We start from the raw sequence: 14,141 nt of genomic DNA on the forward strand, positions 1-14,141 counted from the left end.
CGACGCAGCTCACGATCGCGCGTCCGGCCCCGGCCGCAGGAGCCTTGAGGAGCACGCCACGATGAAGGAGAGCCATGACCGCGAACGACCCGCTCGCCACCCGCGCCCGCGATCTCGCCAAGGCAGGCGATGAGGAGGGCGCGGCCGCTCTCATCCGCACGCTGGTCGCCGAGGTGACCGGCCAGGACGTCGTCGAGCTCGTGCTCACGCTCGATCAGTACAGCCTCAACTCCGTCAACGGTCGCGCGGCTCTCGCCGACGGATCCCGCTACTTCTACAAGTTCCACAGCGAGGAGGGCGAGGACGGGACGATCGCCGAGTACTACAACGCCGAGCTCCTGCGCGAGCACGGCTACCTCGTCGACCTGCCGGTCTTCGCGAACGGTGAGCCGGGTCGGCAGATCCTGCTCTACGCGCTCCGGGAGGAGCCGCGGCTGGCCGACGTCGCCCGCGCGAACGATCTCGGCGAGACGGGGGCGGAGCGCGACGCCGTGATACTCGCCGCGCAGGCCGATCGCGACGAGCGGGCCGCCCGCATCCTCGTCGACTCCCTGCATCCCGTCACCGTCGAGCAGAGCGCTGCCGAGCCGATCCACCAGCTCTTCCACCACCGGCTCACGAGCCCCGGTGCGGCACCCGGTCGTGGCGGCCGTGTCGCCGCCTACTACGCGGGCCGCGATCTCGCGCTCGGCGAGGGCGAGGAGGCGGTCGAGCTCAGCTGGGAGCGGCTGCTCGGCCTCCGCTGGCGCATCGACGGCGTCGACTACGACCGGACTCTCGCCGAGCTGCTCGACGAGGCCGCCGAGATGCTCGATCCGGCCGCGCTCGCTCCCTTCGGCGGTGTCGTGGCGCACGGCGACGACCACAACGCCAACATCTGGTTCACGACGGAAGGGGACACGCACCCGCTCGTCGCGTTCGACCCGGCTTTCGCGGGCCGTCACGTGCCCGCTCTGCTCGCCGAGGTCAAGGCGACGTTCCACAACTCCCTCGCGCACCCGCTCTGGCTCTACGAGCCCGCGCTCGCCGAGGAGCGCTTCGGCGCCTCCGTCCGGCTGGAGGACGGCGTGCTCGTCGTCGAGCGCGACTGGTCGCTCACCCCCCTGCGCGCCGCGCTGCTCGTCTCCCGTGCCGAGCGCACCTGGCGGCCGCTGGTCGCCGCGCTCGAGGAGCGGAGCCTGCTGCCGGCGCACTGGAAGCGCATCGTGCGGCTGGCGCTGATGCTCTGCCCGCTCCTCGTGCGCGATGTGCGGGCCGGGGGAGCCGGAGGTCACACCCCGCTCACGAGCGCGCTCGCCTTCGCGATGATCGTGCAGTGCGGTGCCGAGCCGGTGTCGGGCACCGACCCGGTCGCCGACTTCCTGGCGCGCATCGAGTCCTGAACGCGAGGCGAGTCCTGAAGGCGAGGAAAGGGCGCCTCGGCCTGAGCCGGGGCGCCCTTCCTCGCCGAGGACGGAGTCAGGAGGCCATGTGCTCCACCTGGAGCGTCTCCGAGCGGATCTCGTCGAGCACCTCCTCCTCGAGAGCCGCGAACTCCGGGCTGCGCAGCACGTCGTGGTCTCGGGGCCTGGGCAGGTCGATCGGGATCTCGGTCTTCACTCGGCCTGGTCGGTTCGTCATGACCATCACGCGATCCGAGAGGAACACCGCCTCGTGGATGTCGTGCGTGATGAAGAGCACGGTGAGCTTCGACTGCTCCCAGATCTTGACCAGCAGCTCCTGCATCAGGCGGCGGGTCAGGGCGTCGAGGGCGCCGAAGGGCTCGTCCATCAGGAGGATCGACGGGCGGTACGAGAGCACGCGGGCGATCGCGACCCGCTGCCGCATGCCGCCGGAGAGCTCGGCCGGGTAGCGGTCGGCGAAGGCGCGCAGGCCCACGGCGTCCAGCATCTCGTCGACCCGTGCCCGTCGCTCCACTCGAGCGACACCGGCCTCGCGCAGGGCGAAGTCGATGTTGCCGGCGGCGGTCAGCCACGGCAGCAGCGTGTAGCTCTGGAAGACGACTCCGCGATCACGGCCCGGGCCGTCCACGGGCACGCCGTCGACGAGGACGGTGCCCTCGCTGGCGTCCTGCAGACCGGCCGCTGTCGAGAGCAGGGTGCTCTTCCCGCAGCCCGAAGTGCCGACGACCGAGAGGAACTCGTTGTCGCCGATGGTCAGATCGGCACCGCGCAGAGCCCAGAACGGATCCGATCTCGTGCCGAAGCGCACACCGACGCCGGAGAACTCGATGGTCATGACCGACCCTTCCCGAGGTAGGCGAACAGCCGTCGGCCGGTGAGGCGGAACAGCTGGTCGAGGATGAGCCCGAGCAGGCCGAGCACGATGATGTAGCCGATGATCAGCTCGGTGTCGAGGAATCGGCGCGCGAGGGTGATGCGGTAGCCGAGTCCCGACTCCGCCGCGATGATCTCGGCGACGAGCAGCCAGGTCCAGCACCAGCCCATGGCGAGGCGGAGCGAGTCCCAGATGCCGGGGAGCGCCGATCGCCAGACGATGCGCAGGAAGACGCGGGTGTCGCTCATGCCGAAGGTGCGGCCGATCTCGACGAGCTCCCGGGGGACCCGCCGGGTGTCGTCGACGACCATGAGCAGCAGCGAGAAGAACGTGCCCATCCAGATGATGAAGAGCTTCTGGCTCTCCTCGACGCCGAACCAGACGATCGAGAGGGGCAGGAAGGCCACGACCGGCATGTAGCGGATGAACTCCGACAGCGGCAGCAGCATGGCCTCGACGACGCGCACCCGGGCCATGACGATGCCCAGCGGCACCGCCATCACCGCGGCGAGGGCGAAGGCCGCGAGGATCCGCGCGAACGAGATGCCGATGTCGCCCCAGATCTCTCCGCTCGCGACCTGCTCGATCGTGCGGGCGGCGACGGCGACCGGGCCGGGTACGAGAGCCTCGTTCAGGAGGCCGGAAGCGGAGGCGCCGGCCCAGATCGCGAGCAGGAGGACGAAGCCGCCGATCGACGCGAGGAGCGACTGCGAGCGGGTGATGCTGCCGTCCAGCCGGAGCGGTGCCGGCAGTCGCCGACGCCTCCTCCGGATCTCGGCGGTCGGGGTCGCGCTGCGAGGGGGTGCGGCGGTGTCGATCATGGGTGTCCTCTCGGCTCAGTCCTCTCGGCTCAGTCCTCGAGCGCGGCGTCGACCCACGAGGTCGACACGGCGCCCTCCGAGAGCTCGACCTCGCTGTCGATGATCCCGGCGGCGATCATCGCGGCCTGGATCGAGGGGAGGGTCTCGGTGAGGAAGGCTCCCTCGGGGGCGAGCATCTCCTGGCTGTCCTCGAGGGAGTAGAACTCGAGGCCCTCGAACATGTCCTCGCGCTGGTCGGACGGGATGCCGATGGCCTCGCCGATGATGTCCTTCGCCTCGTCGGGGTTCTCCTCGATGAAGGCGATCGATCGGCCCCAGGCGTCGGCGAGCCCCTCGACGACGTCAGGGTTCTCGGCGGCGTAGTCCGGGTCGACGAAGAGGCCGTCGCTGATCAGGCCGGGGGTCTCGCCGGCCGAGTAGATGATCTTCGCCTCCGGATCGGAGGCGAGGACGGTCGAGACGTAGGGCTCGTACGTCACGGCGGCGGGCACCTGGCCGGCGATCATGGCGTTTCCGGCGTCGGCGGGCTCGAGGTTGACGGTCTCGATGCCGGCGGGGTCGATGTCGTTCTTGGCGAGTGCGTCGTAGTAGACGAGTGCGCTGACCCCGCCGTACCCGAAGGCGACCTTGCCGCCGACGAGGTCCTCGACCGAGTCGACGCCCTCGCTGCCGAGCATCGCGTCAGCGGTGAGGCTGACGTCTTCGAGGAGCACGAGCTCGTAGCCGTGATCGCCGACGTTGACGAGCCAGTCGTTGATCGAGTGGTTCATGCCGTCGACCTGGCCGGTCGATGCGAGGGAGACGTAGTCGGCCTCGTTGTAGAGGAGCAGTTCGAGGTCGATGCCGGCGTCTTCGAAGTACCCCTGGTCCTGGGCGATGTACCAGGGCCCGTAGCCGGTCCAGGAGTTGAGTCCGAGCGTGAAGGGAGTCAGCTCGCTGTCGGAGTCTCCGGACCCGGCGCCGGCGCATCCCGAGAGGGCGACGACTGCGCCGAGGGCGAGTGCTGTCATGCCGATGGTGCTTCTGCGGTGGACCATGGGATCTCCTCGGGATGAAGGACGCGCGGGGGTGGGGTGCCGTCCGGCCCCGGAACACGGGACATGCGGAGCGGAGTGGTGCTCATCCTGGAGGCAGGCACGGCGGCCGGGCAAATAGTGGCGAGGCATCCTTCGGATCGGATTTGCTGATACGCGTGTTCTGTAACTTCGGCGAAACAAATGCGAAACCCACCGCCCTCCGGTGGACGGCGGAGGGCGGGTCAGGTTACTTGGACGTTACGATCGCGTGACTCGTCGAGAGCGTTCTTTTCCGAGTCGCCGAGGCGCCGAGGAGGCCCGCGGTGGTCCTCGTGGTCGAGGTCGGGACAAGGGTCGTCGGAGGAGTGCAGCGCGAATCGGAGTGCCTCGGGGCCGCCGATCCTGTCGCTGGGCGGTGTCCTCAGAACGGTGGTGGTGCGTCGGTGAAGCGGGGTCGCATCGGCGGGCCGGGTGGGCTGCCGGGGAGCGCGGGTGGTCGGGTGGTGACGCGGCGTCCGGTCGGGGTGGTCCAATCGGCGGTGCCGTCGGGATGCAGGACGTAGGTCCACCGGTCGCCGTGACGGACGTGGTGGTGGCCGGTGCAGAGCGACGCGAGGTTCTCGAGCGCCGTCTCGCCGCCGTTGCGCCACTCGATCGTGTGGTCGGCCTCCGACGTGGCGGCGGGGCGGGTGCAGCCGGGGAAGCGGCAGGTCTGGTCGCGCAGCTGGAGGTGCAGGCGCATCTGTGCCGGCGGGACGCGGTGGGTGCGCCCGACCGAGGTGACGGTCCGTGTGACCGGGTCGGTGAGGACTCGAGTGAAGGACGCCCCGCGATCGACCAGTGCACGGGCGACGTCGGCGGGGATCGGGCCGTACCCGTCGAGGTCGGCGGGGGCGTCATTGAGCCCGGCAGCGGTCGTCGCCGGCAGCGTCAGTCGCACCTCGACGCGGATCCCGGGAACGAAGGTCGGCGCGGGGGTCTGGTCGTCGGAGACGGGCGTGGTCCCGGCGATGTCGCCGTCGCAGAGCAGGTCGGCGAGGGCATCGGCCCGCAACTGCGCGAGGGTTCGCTCGTCTCCAGGCCCGTCGCTGTCGCGGAGGCTGCGGGCGATCCGGTCGAGGCGGTGGTAGGCGCCGAGAGCGGCCGGTGCCGGAAGACAGGCGGTCAGGGTCGCCATCCCGTCGATCTCCGGGGTGAGCCAGACCGCGCGGTCCTCGCGTGCGCGTGTGTGGCGCTGGGTGAGGGGCTGTTCGTGCAGCTGGTCCCGCCATCGCGAGAGGGCGCGCCGCAGCTGCGTGGGGGTCATCGTGAGCGCCGCGTCGGCAGCGCGCTCGTCGAGCGCGGCGCGTGATTCGGGTGGGAGGGTCCCGGCGGTGGTGCAGATCAGTTCGCCGGCCTGCCAGAGGATCCGCGCGCGCGCCAGGGCGGCGCGGGTGAGCGGGAGGTCTTCGACGAGCAGTTGGGCGTGCTCGAGCCGGCGCGACACGGCCCACTCCGAGGTGCCGAGGGCGACGGCCAGCTCGGCACGGATCGACCGCTCGGCGAGGTCGCCCGCCTCGCTCCGCGACAGGCGCAGGCCCCGAGCGAACGACTCCTGAGCCTCCAGTGCTCTGCGGTGCCCCACATACAGGCGCTCGGCCGTGGCGAGCAGGAGCGGCGCCATCGCCCGGTCCTCGCCCGCGACCTCGTCACCGCACTCGCGCACCTCCGCGAGCACCGCCTCTGAGGGCACCGCCTCCGCCGTTCCGATCGTCTCCATGTGCTGCAGTCAACGACCGACCACTGACATTCGCTCATGTTCGCGCCACGCCCTGCGCCACCCATCACGGGATCCGCCCCGGGAAGGCAGCCGAACCGCCCCCCTACACCCGCGGGAACCCCAGGTGCGAGCGCCGCAGCGTCAGCTGCGTCGGCAGCACGATCTGCTCGAGCCCGCCGTCGAGGGAGTCGATGCGGCGCAGGGCGAGGGTCGCCGCCATCCGCCCCATCTCCTGCGGGCTGTGCGAGACCACCGTGACACCGAGGGGCTCGGCGAGCTCGAAGTCGTCGAAGCCGATCAGGGCGGTCGCGCCGCCCTCGCGCTGGATGGCGCGGAAGGCTCCGAAGGTCGCGCGGTTGTTGCCGGCGAAGATCGCGTCGGGCGGCGAGGGCAGGCGCAGGAGCCGGGTCGTCGCGGCGTCGGCGGCCTCGATCGTCGCCGCGTCGTCGCTGACGAGGGTCTCGTCCTGCTCGAGGCCGCGGATGACGAGGGCGTCGTGGTAGCCGAGGCGCCGCTCGCGGTGCGTGTACAGGTGGCTCGAGCTGCCGACGAACCCGATGCGGGTGCAGCCGGCGTCGGCGAGGGCCAGGGCCGCCGAGCGGGCGCCGCCGCGGTTGTCGAAGACGACGGAGTCGCTGGCGGCGTTCGAGAGCGGCCGGTCGACCGCGACGATGGGGGTCCCGAGCTGGCGCTCGCCCTCGAGGTAGGAGTGGTCGTCGGCGATGGGGACGAGCAGCAGCGCCGAGACGCGGCGCTCGAGCATGCTGTCGACGGTGGGGCGCTCGCGGCTCTCCTCGTCGCCCGAGGCGGCCATCACGAGGGTGAAGCCGCGCTCAGCGGTCGCGGCGCTGACTCCCATCGCGACCTGGGAGTAGAAGGGGTTGGTCAGGTCGCCCATGACGAAGGCGACGGCCGTGGCGGGGCGGCCCTGGCGCAGCTCCCGCGCCATCGCGTTGGGGCGGAACCGCAGGGCGCCCGAGGCCTGCAGCACGCGCGCCCGAGTGCTCGGCTTGACGTTGGGGGAGTTGTTCAGCGCGCGCGAGGCGGTCTTGATGCTCACCCCGGCGAGGCGGGCGACGTCGGCCACCGTCGCTCGGCCCGCGGCGCCGATCGGGTCGGGGATGTCCACGTCAGTCATAGGGAGATCGTACGGCCGCACGACCCCCCGCCGTCGCCCGCCGTGACGCGCCGCGCGCCCGATGCCCGTTCTTGACAACGTGGGACATGACCCCTTTACTGAGGAGGCCCGCGCAGCTTCGACGACGTCCGTCCGGGGTCGACTCGTCTGCGCACGGGGCGTCCGAGAAGGGGAGAGCTGATGCTCGCTGGCATCGAGACCGGTGGCACGAAGGTGGTCTGCGGTGTCGTGGACGAGTCCGCACCGACGACTCTGCTGATGACGCGCCGCTTCCCGACCACGACTCCCGCCGAGACGATCGCGCGGATCGTCGAGTTCGTGCGCGACGCCCATCGCGAGCACGGCGTCGACGCGGTCGGGATCGCCTCCTTCGGCCCCGTCAACGTCGACCCGGCCCGCCCGCGCTACGGCTGGATCACCGGCACGTCGAAGCCCGGCTGGGCCAACACCAAGCTGCTCGAGCGCATCGCGCAGCACGTGAGCCAGCCGCTCGCCCTCGTCAGCGACGTCAGCGGGGCGGCCCTCGGCGAGCAGCGCTGGGGCGCGGGCCGCGACGTCGGCTCGCTCGCCTACGCCACCTTCGGCACCGGAGTCGGGATCGGCGTGGTCATCGACGGCCGCGTGCTGCACAGCAACGGCGCACCCGAGGTGGGGCACCTGCTCGTCCGCCGCCACCCGTCCGACGACTTCGCGGGCAGCTGCCCGTTCCACGGCGACTGCCTCGAGGGGCTCGCGGCCGGCCCGTCCGTCCTCGCGCGCTGGGGCGCCGACTCGTCGCACCTGCCCGTGCGCGTGCAGCGGGAGGCCTTCGAGATGCTCGGCTACTACGTCGCGCAGGCGGTCGCCGCCATCTCGTACAGCACGGGAGTCGAGCGCGTCGCCGTCGGCGGAGGGGTCGTCAAGGCGCCCGGCCTGCTCGATGAGGCGCGCCGCCAGCTCACCGTGGTCACCGGCGGACCGCTGGCGGGACACCCGATCGCGGCCGACCCGTGGGACTTCATGGTGCCTCCGGAGCTCGGCGACCGCTCGGGAGTGCTCGGCGCGGTCGCCGCCGCGCAGCTCCTCGCCGCCCCCACCGCCCTGGCCTGATGAGCGCCGCGGAGGCACTCCTCGCCCACCCCGGGCTCCGAGCGTTCGTCGAGAGCATCGTGCCCGCCGACGAGCACCCGTCGGCGTGGGAGGTCGGAGCGCCGGAGTTCCTCCGGGCGATGCTCTCGGGCGAGCGGAGCGACCTCGCCGCTCCGGCGCTCGCCGCACTCGACGGCCGGCCCGACGACGACGCGCTCGCGCAGCTCGCCGACCTCGTGATCCAGGGCTACTACGGCGACCCCGGCAACGGCGGCAACCGCGACGCCGCCTCGTGGTCGATGATCGGCTACCGCCCCCGGCCCGAGGGGACGGAGTGGCCGCGGCCTGTCGAATCGGCCGCACCCGTCACGGCCTGGAGCGACGTCCGCGACCGCTACGACGCCGTGGTGGTCGGCGCCGGAGCGGGCGGCGGAGTCGCGGCCTGCGTCCTCGCCGAGGCCGGCCGCCGCGTGCTGCTGGTCGAGCAGGGGAGCTGGCTCGCCGCGTCCGATCTGCCCGTCGACCACCTCCGCAGCCAGCGCCTCTCGCTCGGCTACGACACCGTCGTCGATCCGCCGTCGGCGGGTCACCCGCGCGTGGTGCCGACTCCGGGAGGCGCGGCGACGACGCTGCTCGCCACCGACCCGCGCTGGGGCAGCAACGCGATGACGGTCGGCGGAGGCACGCGCGTCTACGGCGCGCAGGCGTGGCGGTTCTGCCCCGAGGACTTCGCGATGGCGACGACCTACGGGGTGCCCGAGGGCAGCTCGCTGGCCGACTGGCCCCTCGGCTACGACGACCTCGAGCCCGAGTACGACCGCGCGGAGTGGGAGCTCGGTGTCTCGGGCGACGCCACCGGAGACGCGACCGCCGGCCCGCGCCGCCGCGGCTACCCGATGCCGCCGTTCCCGCACGCCGTCGACTCCGCGCGCCTGGCCGAGGGTGCCGCAGCGCTCGGGCTCGGCACCACCGACGTGCCGCTGCTGATCAACACGACGCCGTACAACGGCCGCGGGGCGTGCATCCGCTGCGCGAGCTGCGTCGGATTCGCGTGCCCGGGCGAGTTCAAGACCGACACCCGCAACACCGTGATCCCGCGCGCGGTCGCGACAGGGCGGTGCGACGTGCTCACCGGGGCGCAGGTCGCGACGGTGCTGACCGACGACGAGGGCCGTGTCACCGGGGTGCGGATCGTGGGCGAGCGGACCCTCGAGGTCGCCGCCGCCGACGTGGTGCTCGCGGCCGGCGCCGTCGAGACCGCGCGGCTGCTGCTGAACAGCGCGAGCGCCTCCGAGCCCGACGGCCTGGGCAATCGGCACGACCAGGTCGGCCGGCACCTGCAGTCGCACGTGTACGCGGGAGCGTGGGGGCTGTTCGACGAGCCCGTGCAGGACAGCGTCGGCCCGGGCCCGGGCATCGCCACGACGGATCACCGGCACGCCAACCCCGGGATCGTCGGCGGCGCGATGCTCGCGAACGACTTCGTGCCGACGCCGCTCTCGCTCTACTACTCGGCGGTCGGCCTCGGCCTCGTCCCGCCGCACGGCCTCGCGTCGAAGCGGGCGATGCGGGAGCTGTTCCCGCGGCTGCTGGTCGTGATGGGGCCGGTGCAGGAGGTGCCGTCCCCCGACTCGCGGGTCACCGTCGATCCGTCGGTGCTCGACCGCTGGGGGCTGCCCGCCGCCCGCCTGTCCGGGGGGATCCACCCCGAGGACCTCCGCACGGCCGACTTCGTGGCCGACCGCGCCGTCGACTGGCTGCGCGCGAGCGGCGCCGCCTCGACGTACCGCCTCCGCCACCTGCCCGACGCCGGCCCGAGCCGTGGCCAGCACCAGGCGGGCACCTGCCGGATGGGCCTCGACCCGGCGACCTCCGTCACCGACCGCTGGGGCCGCGTCTGGGGTCACGACAACCTGACGATCGCCGACGCCTCGCTGCACGTCACGAACGGCGGAGTGAACCCGGTGCTGACGGTGCTGGCGCTGGCCTACCGCGTGGCGGGGCGGCTGGCGGAGGAGAGGGGCGGGTCGCTGTGAGCGCTGCTCAGCCCGCCTGCGCCAGCTCGATGGTCAGATCGCGGTCGAGAGCTCGAGCGATACGCCGCAGCATCCCGAAAGTCGGTACCTGAGCGCCGTTCTCGATCGCCGAGATGACGGACTGCCTGGTGCCCATCCTCTCGGCGAGCGCGGTCTGCGTCAGCCCGGCGGAGGTACGAGCGTCGTAGACGAGCTCGGCCAGGCGCAGCCGGGCCTCCTCCTCCTCGAGTGCGGCATCGAATCGGGCGCGTTCGTCCGGGGTCATCGTGGCGAGGGCCTCGGCCTCGAGAGCGCGGAAAGGCGTGGTCGTCATCGCTTCTTCCTTGTCTGCTTCGGAGGGGTCGTCGAGCGGTCGGCCTGAGCGCGCCGAGCTCGGAGCACTTCGCTGCGTTCATTGTCGCGCTGCTTGCGGAAGGTGGTCAGGGTGACGGCCTTCCGTTCCGGATCGAGTACGTAAGTGATCCTTCGGGCCACACCCTCGCAGGTGAAGCGCAATTCGCGGAGGCCTTCGCCCAGAGGTCGGGAGTGAGGCATGCCGAGCAGGTGGCCGCGATCCTCGAGGCGGGAGAGGATGCGCTGGGTCGCAGCCTTGCCGCCCGGAGTCAACGAGACATACCACTCGCGTACCTCGTCGGAGAATTCGACAACCCAGCTCATTGCTCAGAATATAGTCCGGATGCGATATCGGGAAGAGGCGATACGTCGAACCGGCGCGAAACGGACCGTGCAGGCCCCCGCGCCGCCTACGGACGCTGCTCGTCGGCTGCCCTGGCGGTCTGCGTGGCGAGCTTGCCTCCGCTCACCTCGAGCAGGGTGCCGGTGATGTAGCCCGCGAAGTCGCTGGCGACGAAGCGCAGCAGGTCGGCGATGTCCTGGGCCTCGCCCCAGCGGCGCACGGCCAGCATGTCCAGCTTCTGCGCCTGGCGCTCCTCCGACAGCTCGGCGAACCCGTTCATCGCGGTGGGGATCATGCCGGGGGCGTAGGAGTTGGCGGTGATGTTCCACGGTCCCACCTCACCGGCGAGAGTGCGGGTGAACTGCACCACCGCGGCCTTGGACGCCGCATAGGCCGCGCCGCCGACGCTGGGGACGATCGCCGCGAACGAGGCGGCATTGACGATCCTGCCCCGTCCCTGCCGCTTCATCACCGGGATCACCGCCTTGCACGTGATGAACGTGCCGCGCACGTTGACCTCGAAGCAGCGGTCCCACGCCGCGACGTCGAGGTCCTCGATCAGGCCCTCGACGTTGACGCCGGCGTTGTTGATCAGGGTGTCGATGCGACCGAAACGGGAGACGACGTCGCCGAAGACCCTCTCGACCGCGGCCTCGTCGCGCACGTCGCAGACGTACGGGGCGCTGGCGAGTCCCCGGGCCTCGAGGTGGGCGCCGACCTCGCGGAGGAGCGGCTCCGCCACGTCGAGCAGGACGACCGTCGCCCCGTCCTCCGCGAACGACTCGGCGATGACCCGGCCGATCCCCTGGCCCGCGCCCGTGACGACCACCACGTGGCCGGTGAAATCGATCAGCACGGGATCCTCTTCTCGTCCGGAGTTGAAAACATACTTCATGGCAGGATCGAGGCCACACATCATCCTTTCGAGCGGAGCAGCATGACACGTCCCGATCCCCGTCCAATCTTGTGGATCACCGGCGCGGGCAGCGGGATGGGGCGCGCGATCGCCGTGTCCGCCGCGCGGCACGGGCACCGCGTAGCCCTGAGCGGACGCCGCTCCGAGCCCCTCCGGGAGACGGCGGACGCCGTCGAGGCCGTCGGCGGCGAGTTCCTGATCGCGCCGACGGATGTGGCGGCGCCCGCCGAGCCCCGGGAGGTCCACCGGAGCATCGTCGAGGCCTGGGGGCCCGTGACGAGGCTGGTCGCCTCCGCCGGTCTCAACCGGCCCGACCGCTACTGGCGGGACCAGTCGATGGCGGGGTTCGCCTCCGTCGTCGAGACGAACCTGACCGGCTGCGCCCGGGTCGTCGACGCCGTCCTCCCGGGGATGCGCGACGCCGGCGACGGCGTCATCGTCCTCGTCTCGTCCGTGTCCGGGTGGCAGTTCTCCCCGGATGCCGGCGTCGCCTACAGCGCCAGCAAGACCGCGCTGTCGTCCCTGACGCGCACGCTCAACGCGCAGGAGAACCGCCACGGGATCCGCGCGTGCTGCCTCTGCCCCGGCGAGGTCGACACGGAGTTCCTCGCGCACCGGCCGGTCGTCCCCGATGCCGAGGCCCGCCGATCGATGCTGACCCCCGACGACATCGCCGCCGCGACGCAGTTCGTCCTCGACAGCCCGCCGCACGTCTGCATCGACGAGCTCGTGATCACGCCGGTCGTGACGTCGTGACAGCACGCCCTCTCGGCAGCGCCGCGTGAGGCGCCTCAGCGGTCTGGCCCCCGTCGTCAGGGGCGGCGCCGGCAGCAGCTACTCGCAGCTGAACGACCAGCTCGGGTCCGCCATCTGCGACGGACGGCTCCCCGAGGGGACCGTCATGACGGTGGAGGAGATCGAGGTCGCGACGGCGACGTCGCGCAGCGTGGTCCGGGAGGTCGCTCGAGGGCTCGCCTCGAGGGGCCTGCTCGAGCCGCGCCGGCGCCTCGGGCTCCGGGTGCTCCCCGAGGCGGCCTGGAACCTCTTCGACCCCCAGGTCATCCGCTGGCGTCTGCGCTCCCCGCAGCGCGAGAGCCAGCTCCGGACCCTCGGCGAAGTGCGCCTGGCCGTCGAGCCCGAGGCCGCTCGCCTCGCCGCCTCCCGGCGGACGCCGGACGAGGCGGCGGACATCGTGAGCGCCGCGGCCCGGCTGTGGAGCGCGGGATCGACGGTCGGCGCCGATCCCGACGCGCTCCTCCGCGAGGACGCGGCGCTGCACGGTCTCGTCCTCCGGGCGTCCGGCAATCCGATGTTCGCGCAGGTCTCCTCCGTCATCCAGGAGACGCTGCGCGAGCGCACCCTGCACGAGCTCGGCCGGCACGGCTTCGACGCCCACGACCTCCAGCTGCACGTCGACCTGGCGACGCACATCCAGAGGGGCGACGCCGGCGGAGCGAGCGAGGTGATGCGCGCCATCATCGAGAGGACCCAGTAGGGCGCCTCACGCCGGGAAGCGGCTGCCGACCAGGCTCTCCGAGACCTCCCAGAGGCGTCGGGCGTCGTCGGAGCGGCGCATCGGCGCCCAGAGGTCGCGGCGGGCGGCGGGGCCGCCGATCACGCGGGTCGGGCCGAAGAAGCCGCCGCCCTCGGGCGCGATCGCGGCCAGCAGGGCGGGCTGCGCCGCGCTCTCGACGGTGCCGGCGACGCCCACTCGCGAGAGGGCGGTGATGAGGCCGCGGCCGCGGACCTGCTGCGGGCGGCCGAGCCCGGGCTGCGCGGCCAGGAGGTTGGTCGGCGAGATCCCGGGATGCGCGAGGGTGCTCGTGACGCCCCAGCCGGCCGCCCTGCTCCGGGCGTCGAGCTCGAGGGCGAAGAGGGCGACGGCGATCTTCGAGCCGGAGTAGGCCTTCATCACGTCGTAGTGGCGCTCGCCGTCGAGGTCGTCCCAGTCGATCGCTCCGCTGCGAGCGGCGACACTCGTCTGGTGCACGACGCGGGCGTGCTCGAGGAGCGGCATCAGGCCGAGCGTCAGCGCGAAGTGCCCGACGTGGTTGGTGCCGAACTGCAGCTCGAGGCCGTCCTCGGTGAGCGTCCGCTCGGGCGGCTGCATCACTCCGGCGTTGTTGACGAGCAGGTCGAGCGGGCGGCCCTCGGCGAGGAGGGTCGAGACCAGCGCCGTCACCGAGCGGAGGGAGGAGAGGTCGAGCGGGCGCGTGCTCACCGCGGCGCCGGGGACCGCGCGGCGGATCCCCTCCGCCGCCGCCTCGCCCTTGGCGGCGGAGCGGACGGGCATCACGATCTCGGCCCCCGCTGCAGCGAGACGAGTGGCGATCACGCGGCCGATGCCGTCGCTCGCGCCGGTGACGACGGCGAGCCGCCCGGTCAGGTCGGGAAGGGGGGTACTGCGGGCCATGGGGACTCCTCGGGGTCGGTG

At 72.2% G+C, this 14,141-nt stretch carries 14 protein-coding genes; 5 read left to right on the plus strand and 9 right to left on the minus strand.

Annotation, left to right across the window (positions count from 1 at the left end; genetic code table 11):
• Nucleotides 1-74: 74 nt before the first annotated feature.
• Nucleotides 75-1,382, plus strand: a complete 1,308-nt coding sequence (locus GRS96_RS04555; protein ID WP_159987838.1) for a hypothetical protein — start codon at nt 75-77, stop codon at nt 1,380-1,382.
• A gap of 76 nt (nt 1,383-1,458) precedes the next feature.
• On the opposite strand, the gene GRS96_RS04560 is transcribed toward GRS96_RS04555, so the two are convergent.
• The 5 genes from GRS96_RS04560 to GRS96_RS04580 all read right to left on the minus strand — a co-directional run bounded on the left by GRS96_RS04560 (nt 1,459) and on the right by GRS96_RS04580 (nt 7,011).
• Nucleotides 1,459-2,238 carry an ABC transporter ATP-binding protein gene (locus GRS96_RS04560; RefSeq protein WP_159857788.1) on the minus strand — a complete coding sequence of 260 codons (780 nt, stop codon included), beginning with the start codon at nt 2,236-2,238 and terminating at the stop codon, nt 1,459-1,461.
• Nucleotides 2,235-3,098 carry an ABC transporter permease gene (locus GRS96_RS04565; protein WP_159987839.1) on the minus strand — a complete coding sequence of 288 codons (864 nt, stop codon included), beginning with the start codon at nt 3,096-3,098 and terminating at the stop codon, nt 2,235-2,237. Before GRS96_RS04565 ends, GRS96_RS04560 begins: the two co-directional genes overlap by 4 nt.
• A gap of 29 nt (nt 3,099-3,127) precedes the next feature.
• Nucleotides 3,128-4,135 (minus strand): ABC transporter substrate-binding protein, encoded by a 1,008-nt coding sequence (locus GRS96_RS04570; protein ID WP_159987840.1) that lies wholly within the window; start codon nt 4,133-4,135, stop codon nt 3,128-3,130.
• Between the two features lie 400 nt (nt 4,136-4,535).
• Nucleotides 4,536-5,873, minus strand: a complete 1,338-nt coding sequence (locus GRS96_RS04575) for an HNH endonuclease signature motif containing protein (protein WP_159987841.1) — start codon at nt 5,871-5,873, stop codon at nt 4,536-4,538.
• 103 nt (nt 5,874-5,976) lie between these two features.
• Complete coding sequence (locus tag GRS96_RS04580; RefSeq protein WP_159987842.1) at nt 5,977-7,011, minus strand: LacI family DNA-binding transcriptional regulator; 1,035 nt, start codon at nt 7,009-7,011, stop codon at nt 5,977-5,979.
• 180 nt (nt 7,012-7,191) lie between these two features.
• On the opposite strand from GRS96_RS04580, the gene GRS96_RS04585 reads away from it, so the two are divergent.
• Both GRS96_RS04585 and GRS96_RS04590 read left to right on the plus strand, forming a co-directional pair.
• On the plus strand, nt 7,192-8,100 hold the full coding sequence (locus GRS96_RS04585) for an ROK family protein (protein ID WP_159987843.1): 909 nt from the start codon (nt 7,192-7,194) through the stop codon (nt 8,098-8,100).
• The gene (locus GRS96_RS04590; protein ID WP_204162031.1) at nt 8,100-10,115 is read left to right on the plus strand and encodes a GMC oxidoreductase; all 2,016 of its coding nucleotides are present in this window, start codon (nt 8,100-8,102) and stop codon (nt 10,113-10,115) included. Before GRS96_RS04585 ends, GRS96_RS04590 begins: the two co-directional genes overlap by 1 nt.
• A gap of 7 nt (nt 10,116-10,122) precedes the next feature.
• On the opposite strand, the gene GRS96_RS04595 is transcribed toward GRS96_RS04590, so the two are convergent.
• The 3 genes from GRS96_RS04595 to GRS96_RS04605 all read right to left on the minus strand — a co-directional run bounded on the left by GRS96_RS04595 (nt 10,123) and on the right by GRS96_RS04605 (nt 11,647).
• Nucleotides 10,123-10,428, minus strand: a complete 306-nt coding sequence (locus tag GRS96_RS04595; RefSeq protein ID WP_159857776.1) for a helix-turn-helix domain-containing protein — start codon at nt 10,426-10,428, stop codon at nt 10,123-10,125.
• Nucleotides 10,425-10,772 carry a type II toxin-antitoxin system RelE/ParE family toxin gene (locus tag GRS96_RS04600; RefSeq protein WP_159857774.1) on the minus strand — a complete coding sequence of 116 codons (348 nt, stop codon included), beginning with the start codon at nt 10,770-10,772 and terminating at the stop codon, nt 10,425-10,427. The genes GRS96_RS04595 and GRS96_RS04600 overlap by 4 nt, the downstream gene beginning before the upstream one ends.
• An 86-nt stretch (nt 10,773-10,858) precedes the next feature.
• Nucleotides 10,859-11,647, minus strand: a complete 789-nt coding sequence (locus tag GRS96_RS04605) for an SDR family NAD(P)-dependent oxidoreductase (protein WP_159987844.1) — start codon at nt 11,645-11,647, stop codon at nt 10,859-10,861.
• 81 nt (nt 11,648-11,728) lie between these two features.
• On the opposite strand from GRS96_RS04605, the gene GRS96_RS04610 reads away from it, so the two are divergent.
• Together GRS96_RS04610 and GRS96_RS04615 are read left to right on the plus strand one after the other, a co-directional pair.
• The gene (locus GRS96_RS04610; RefSeq protein ID WP_159987845.1) at nt 11,729-12,463 is read left to right on the plus strand and encodes an SDR family oxidoreductase; all 735 of its coding nucleotides are present in this window, start codon (nt 11,729-11,731) and stop codon (nt 12,461-12,463) included.
• Between the two features lie 25 nt (nt 12,464-12,488).
• A complete protein-coding gene (locus GRS96_RS04615) occupies nt 12,489-13,202 on the plus strand; it encodes a FadR/GntR family transcriptional regulator (RefSeq protein ID WP_159987846.1) in 714 nt (237 codons plus the stop codon).
• Nucleotides 13,203-13,208: 6 nt separating this feature from the next.
• Here the strand turns inward: GRS96_RS04615 and GRS96_RS04620 are convergent, their stop codons facing one another.
• On the minus strand, nt 13,209-14,120 hold the full coding sequence (locus tag GRS96_RS04620) for an SDR family oxidoreductase (RefSeq protein WP_159857768.1): 912 nt from the start codon (nt 14,118-14,120) through the stop codon (nt 13,209-13,211).
• Nucleotides 14,121-14,141 lie beyond the last annotated feature (21 nt).

The sequence above is a fragment of the Rathayibacter sp. VKM Ac-2803 genome (assembly GCF_009807175.1).
Taxonomy (GTDB): Bacteria; Actinomycetota; Actinomycetes; order Actinomycetales; family Microbacteriaceae; genus Rathayibacter.

Coding starts and splice junctions, on each gene's coding strand:
- GRS96_RS04555 (WP_159987838.1), top strand. CDS start 75: ATGACCGCGAACGACCCGCTCGCCACCCGCGCCCGCGATCTCGCCAAG.
- GRS96_RS04560 (WP_159857788.1), bottom strand. CDS start 2,238: ATGACCATCGAGTTCTCCGGCGTCGGTGTGCGCTTCGGCACGAGATCG.
- GRS96_RS04600 (WP_159857774.1), bottom strand. CDS start 10,772: ATGAGCTGGGTTGTCGAATTCTCCGACGAGGTACGCGAGTGGTATGTC.
- GRS96_RS04620 (WP_159857768.1), bottom strand. CDS start 14,120: ATGGCCCGCAGTACCCCCCTTCCCGACCTGACCGGGCGGCTCGCCGTC.
- GRS96_RS04565 (WP_159987839.1), bottom strand. CDS start 3,098: ATGATCGACACCGCCGCACCCCCTCGCAGCGCGACCCCGACCGCCGAG.
- GRS96_RS04580 (WP_159987842.1), bottom strand. CDS start 7,011: ATGACTGACGTGGACATCCCCGACCCGATCGGCGCCGCGGGCCGAGCG.
- GRS96_RS04570 (WP_159987840.1), bottom strand. CDS start 4,135: ATGGTCCACCGCAGAAGCACCATCGGCATGACAGCACTCGCCCTCGGC.
- GRS96_RS04595 (WP_159857776.1), bottom strand. CDS start 10,428: ATGACGACCACGCCTTTCCGCGCTCTCGAGGCCGAGGCCCTCGCCACG.
- GRS96_RS04590 (WP_204162031.1), top strand. CDS start 8,100: ATGAGCGCCGCGGAGGCACTCCTCGCCCACCCCGGGCTCCGAGCGTTC.
- GRS96_RS04575 (WP_159987841.1), bottom strand. CDS start 5,873: ATGGAGACGATCGGAACGGCGGAGGCGGTGCCCTCAGAGGCGGTGCTC.
- GRS96_RS04585 (WP_159987843.1), top strand. CDS start 7,192: ATGCTCGCTGGCATCGAGACCGGTGGCACGAAGGTGGTCTGCGGTGTC.
- GRS96_RS04610 (WP_159987845.1), top strand. CDS start 11,729: ATGACACGTCCCGATCCCCGTCCAATCTTGTGGATCACCGGCGCGGGC.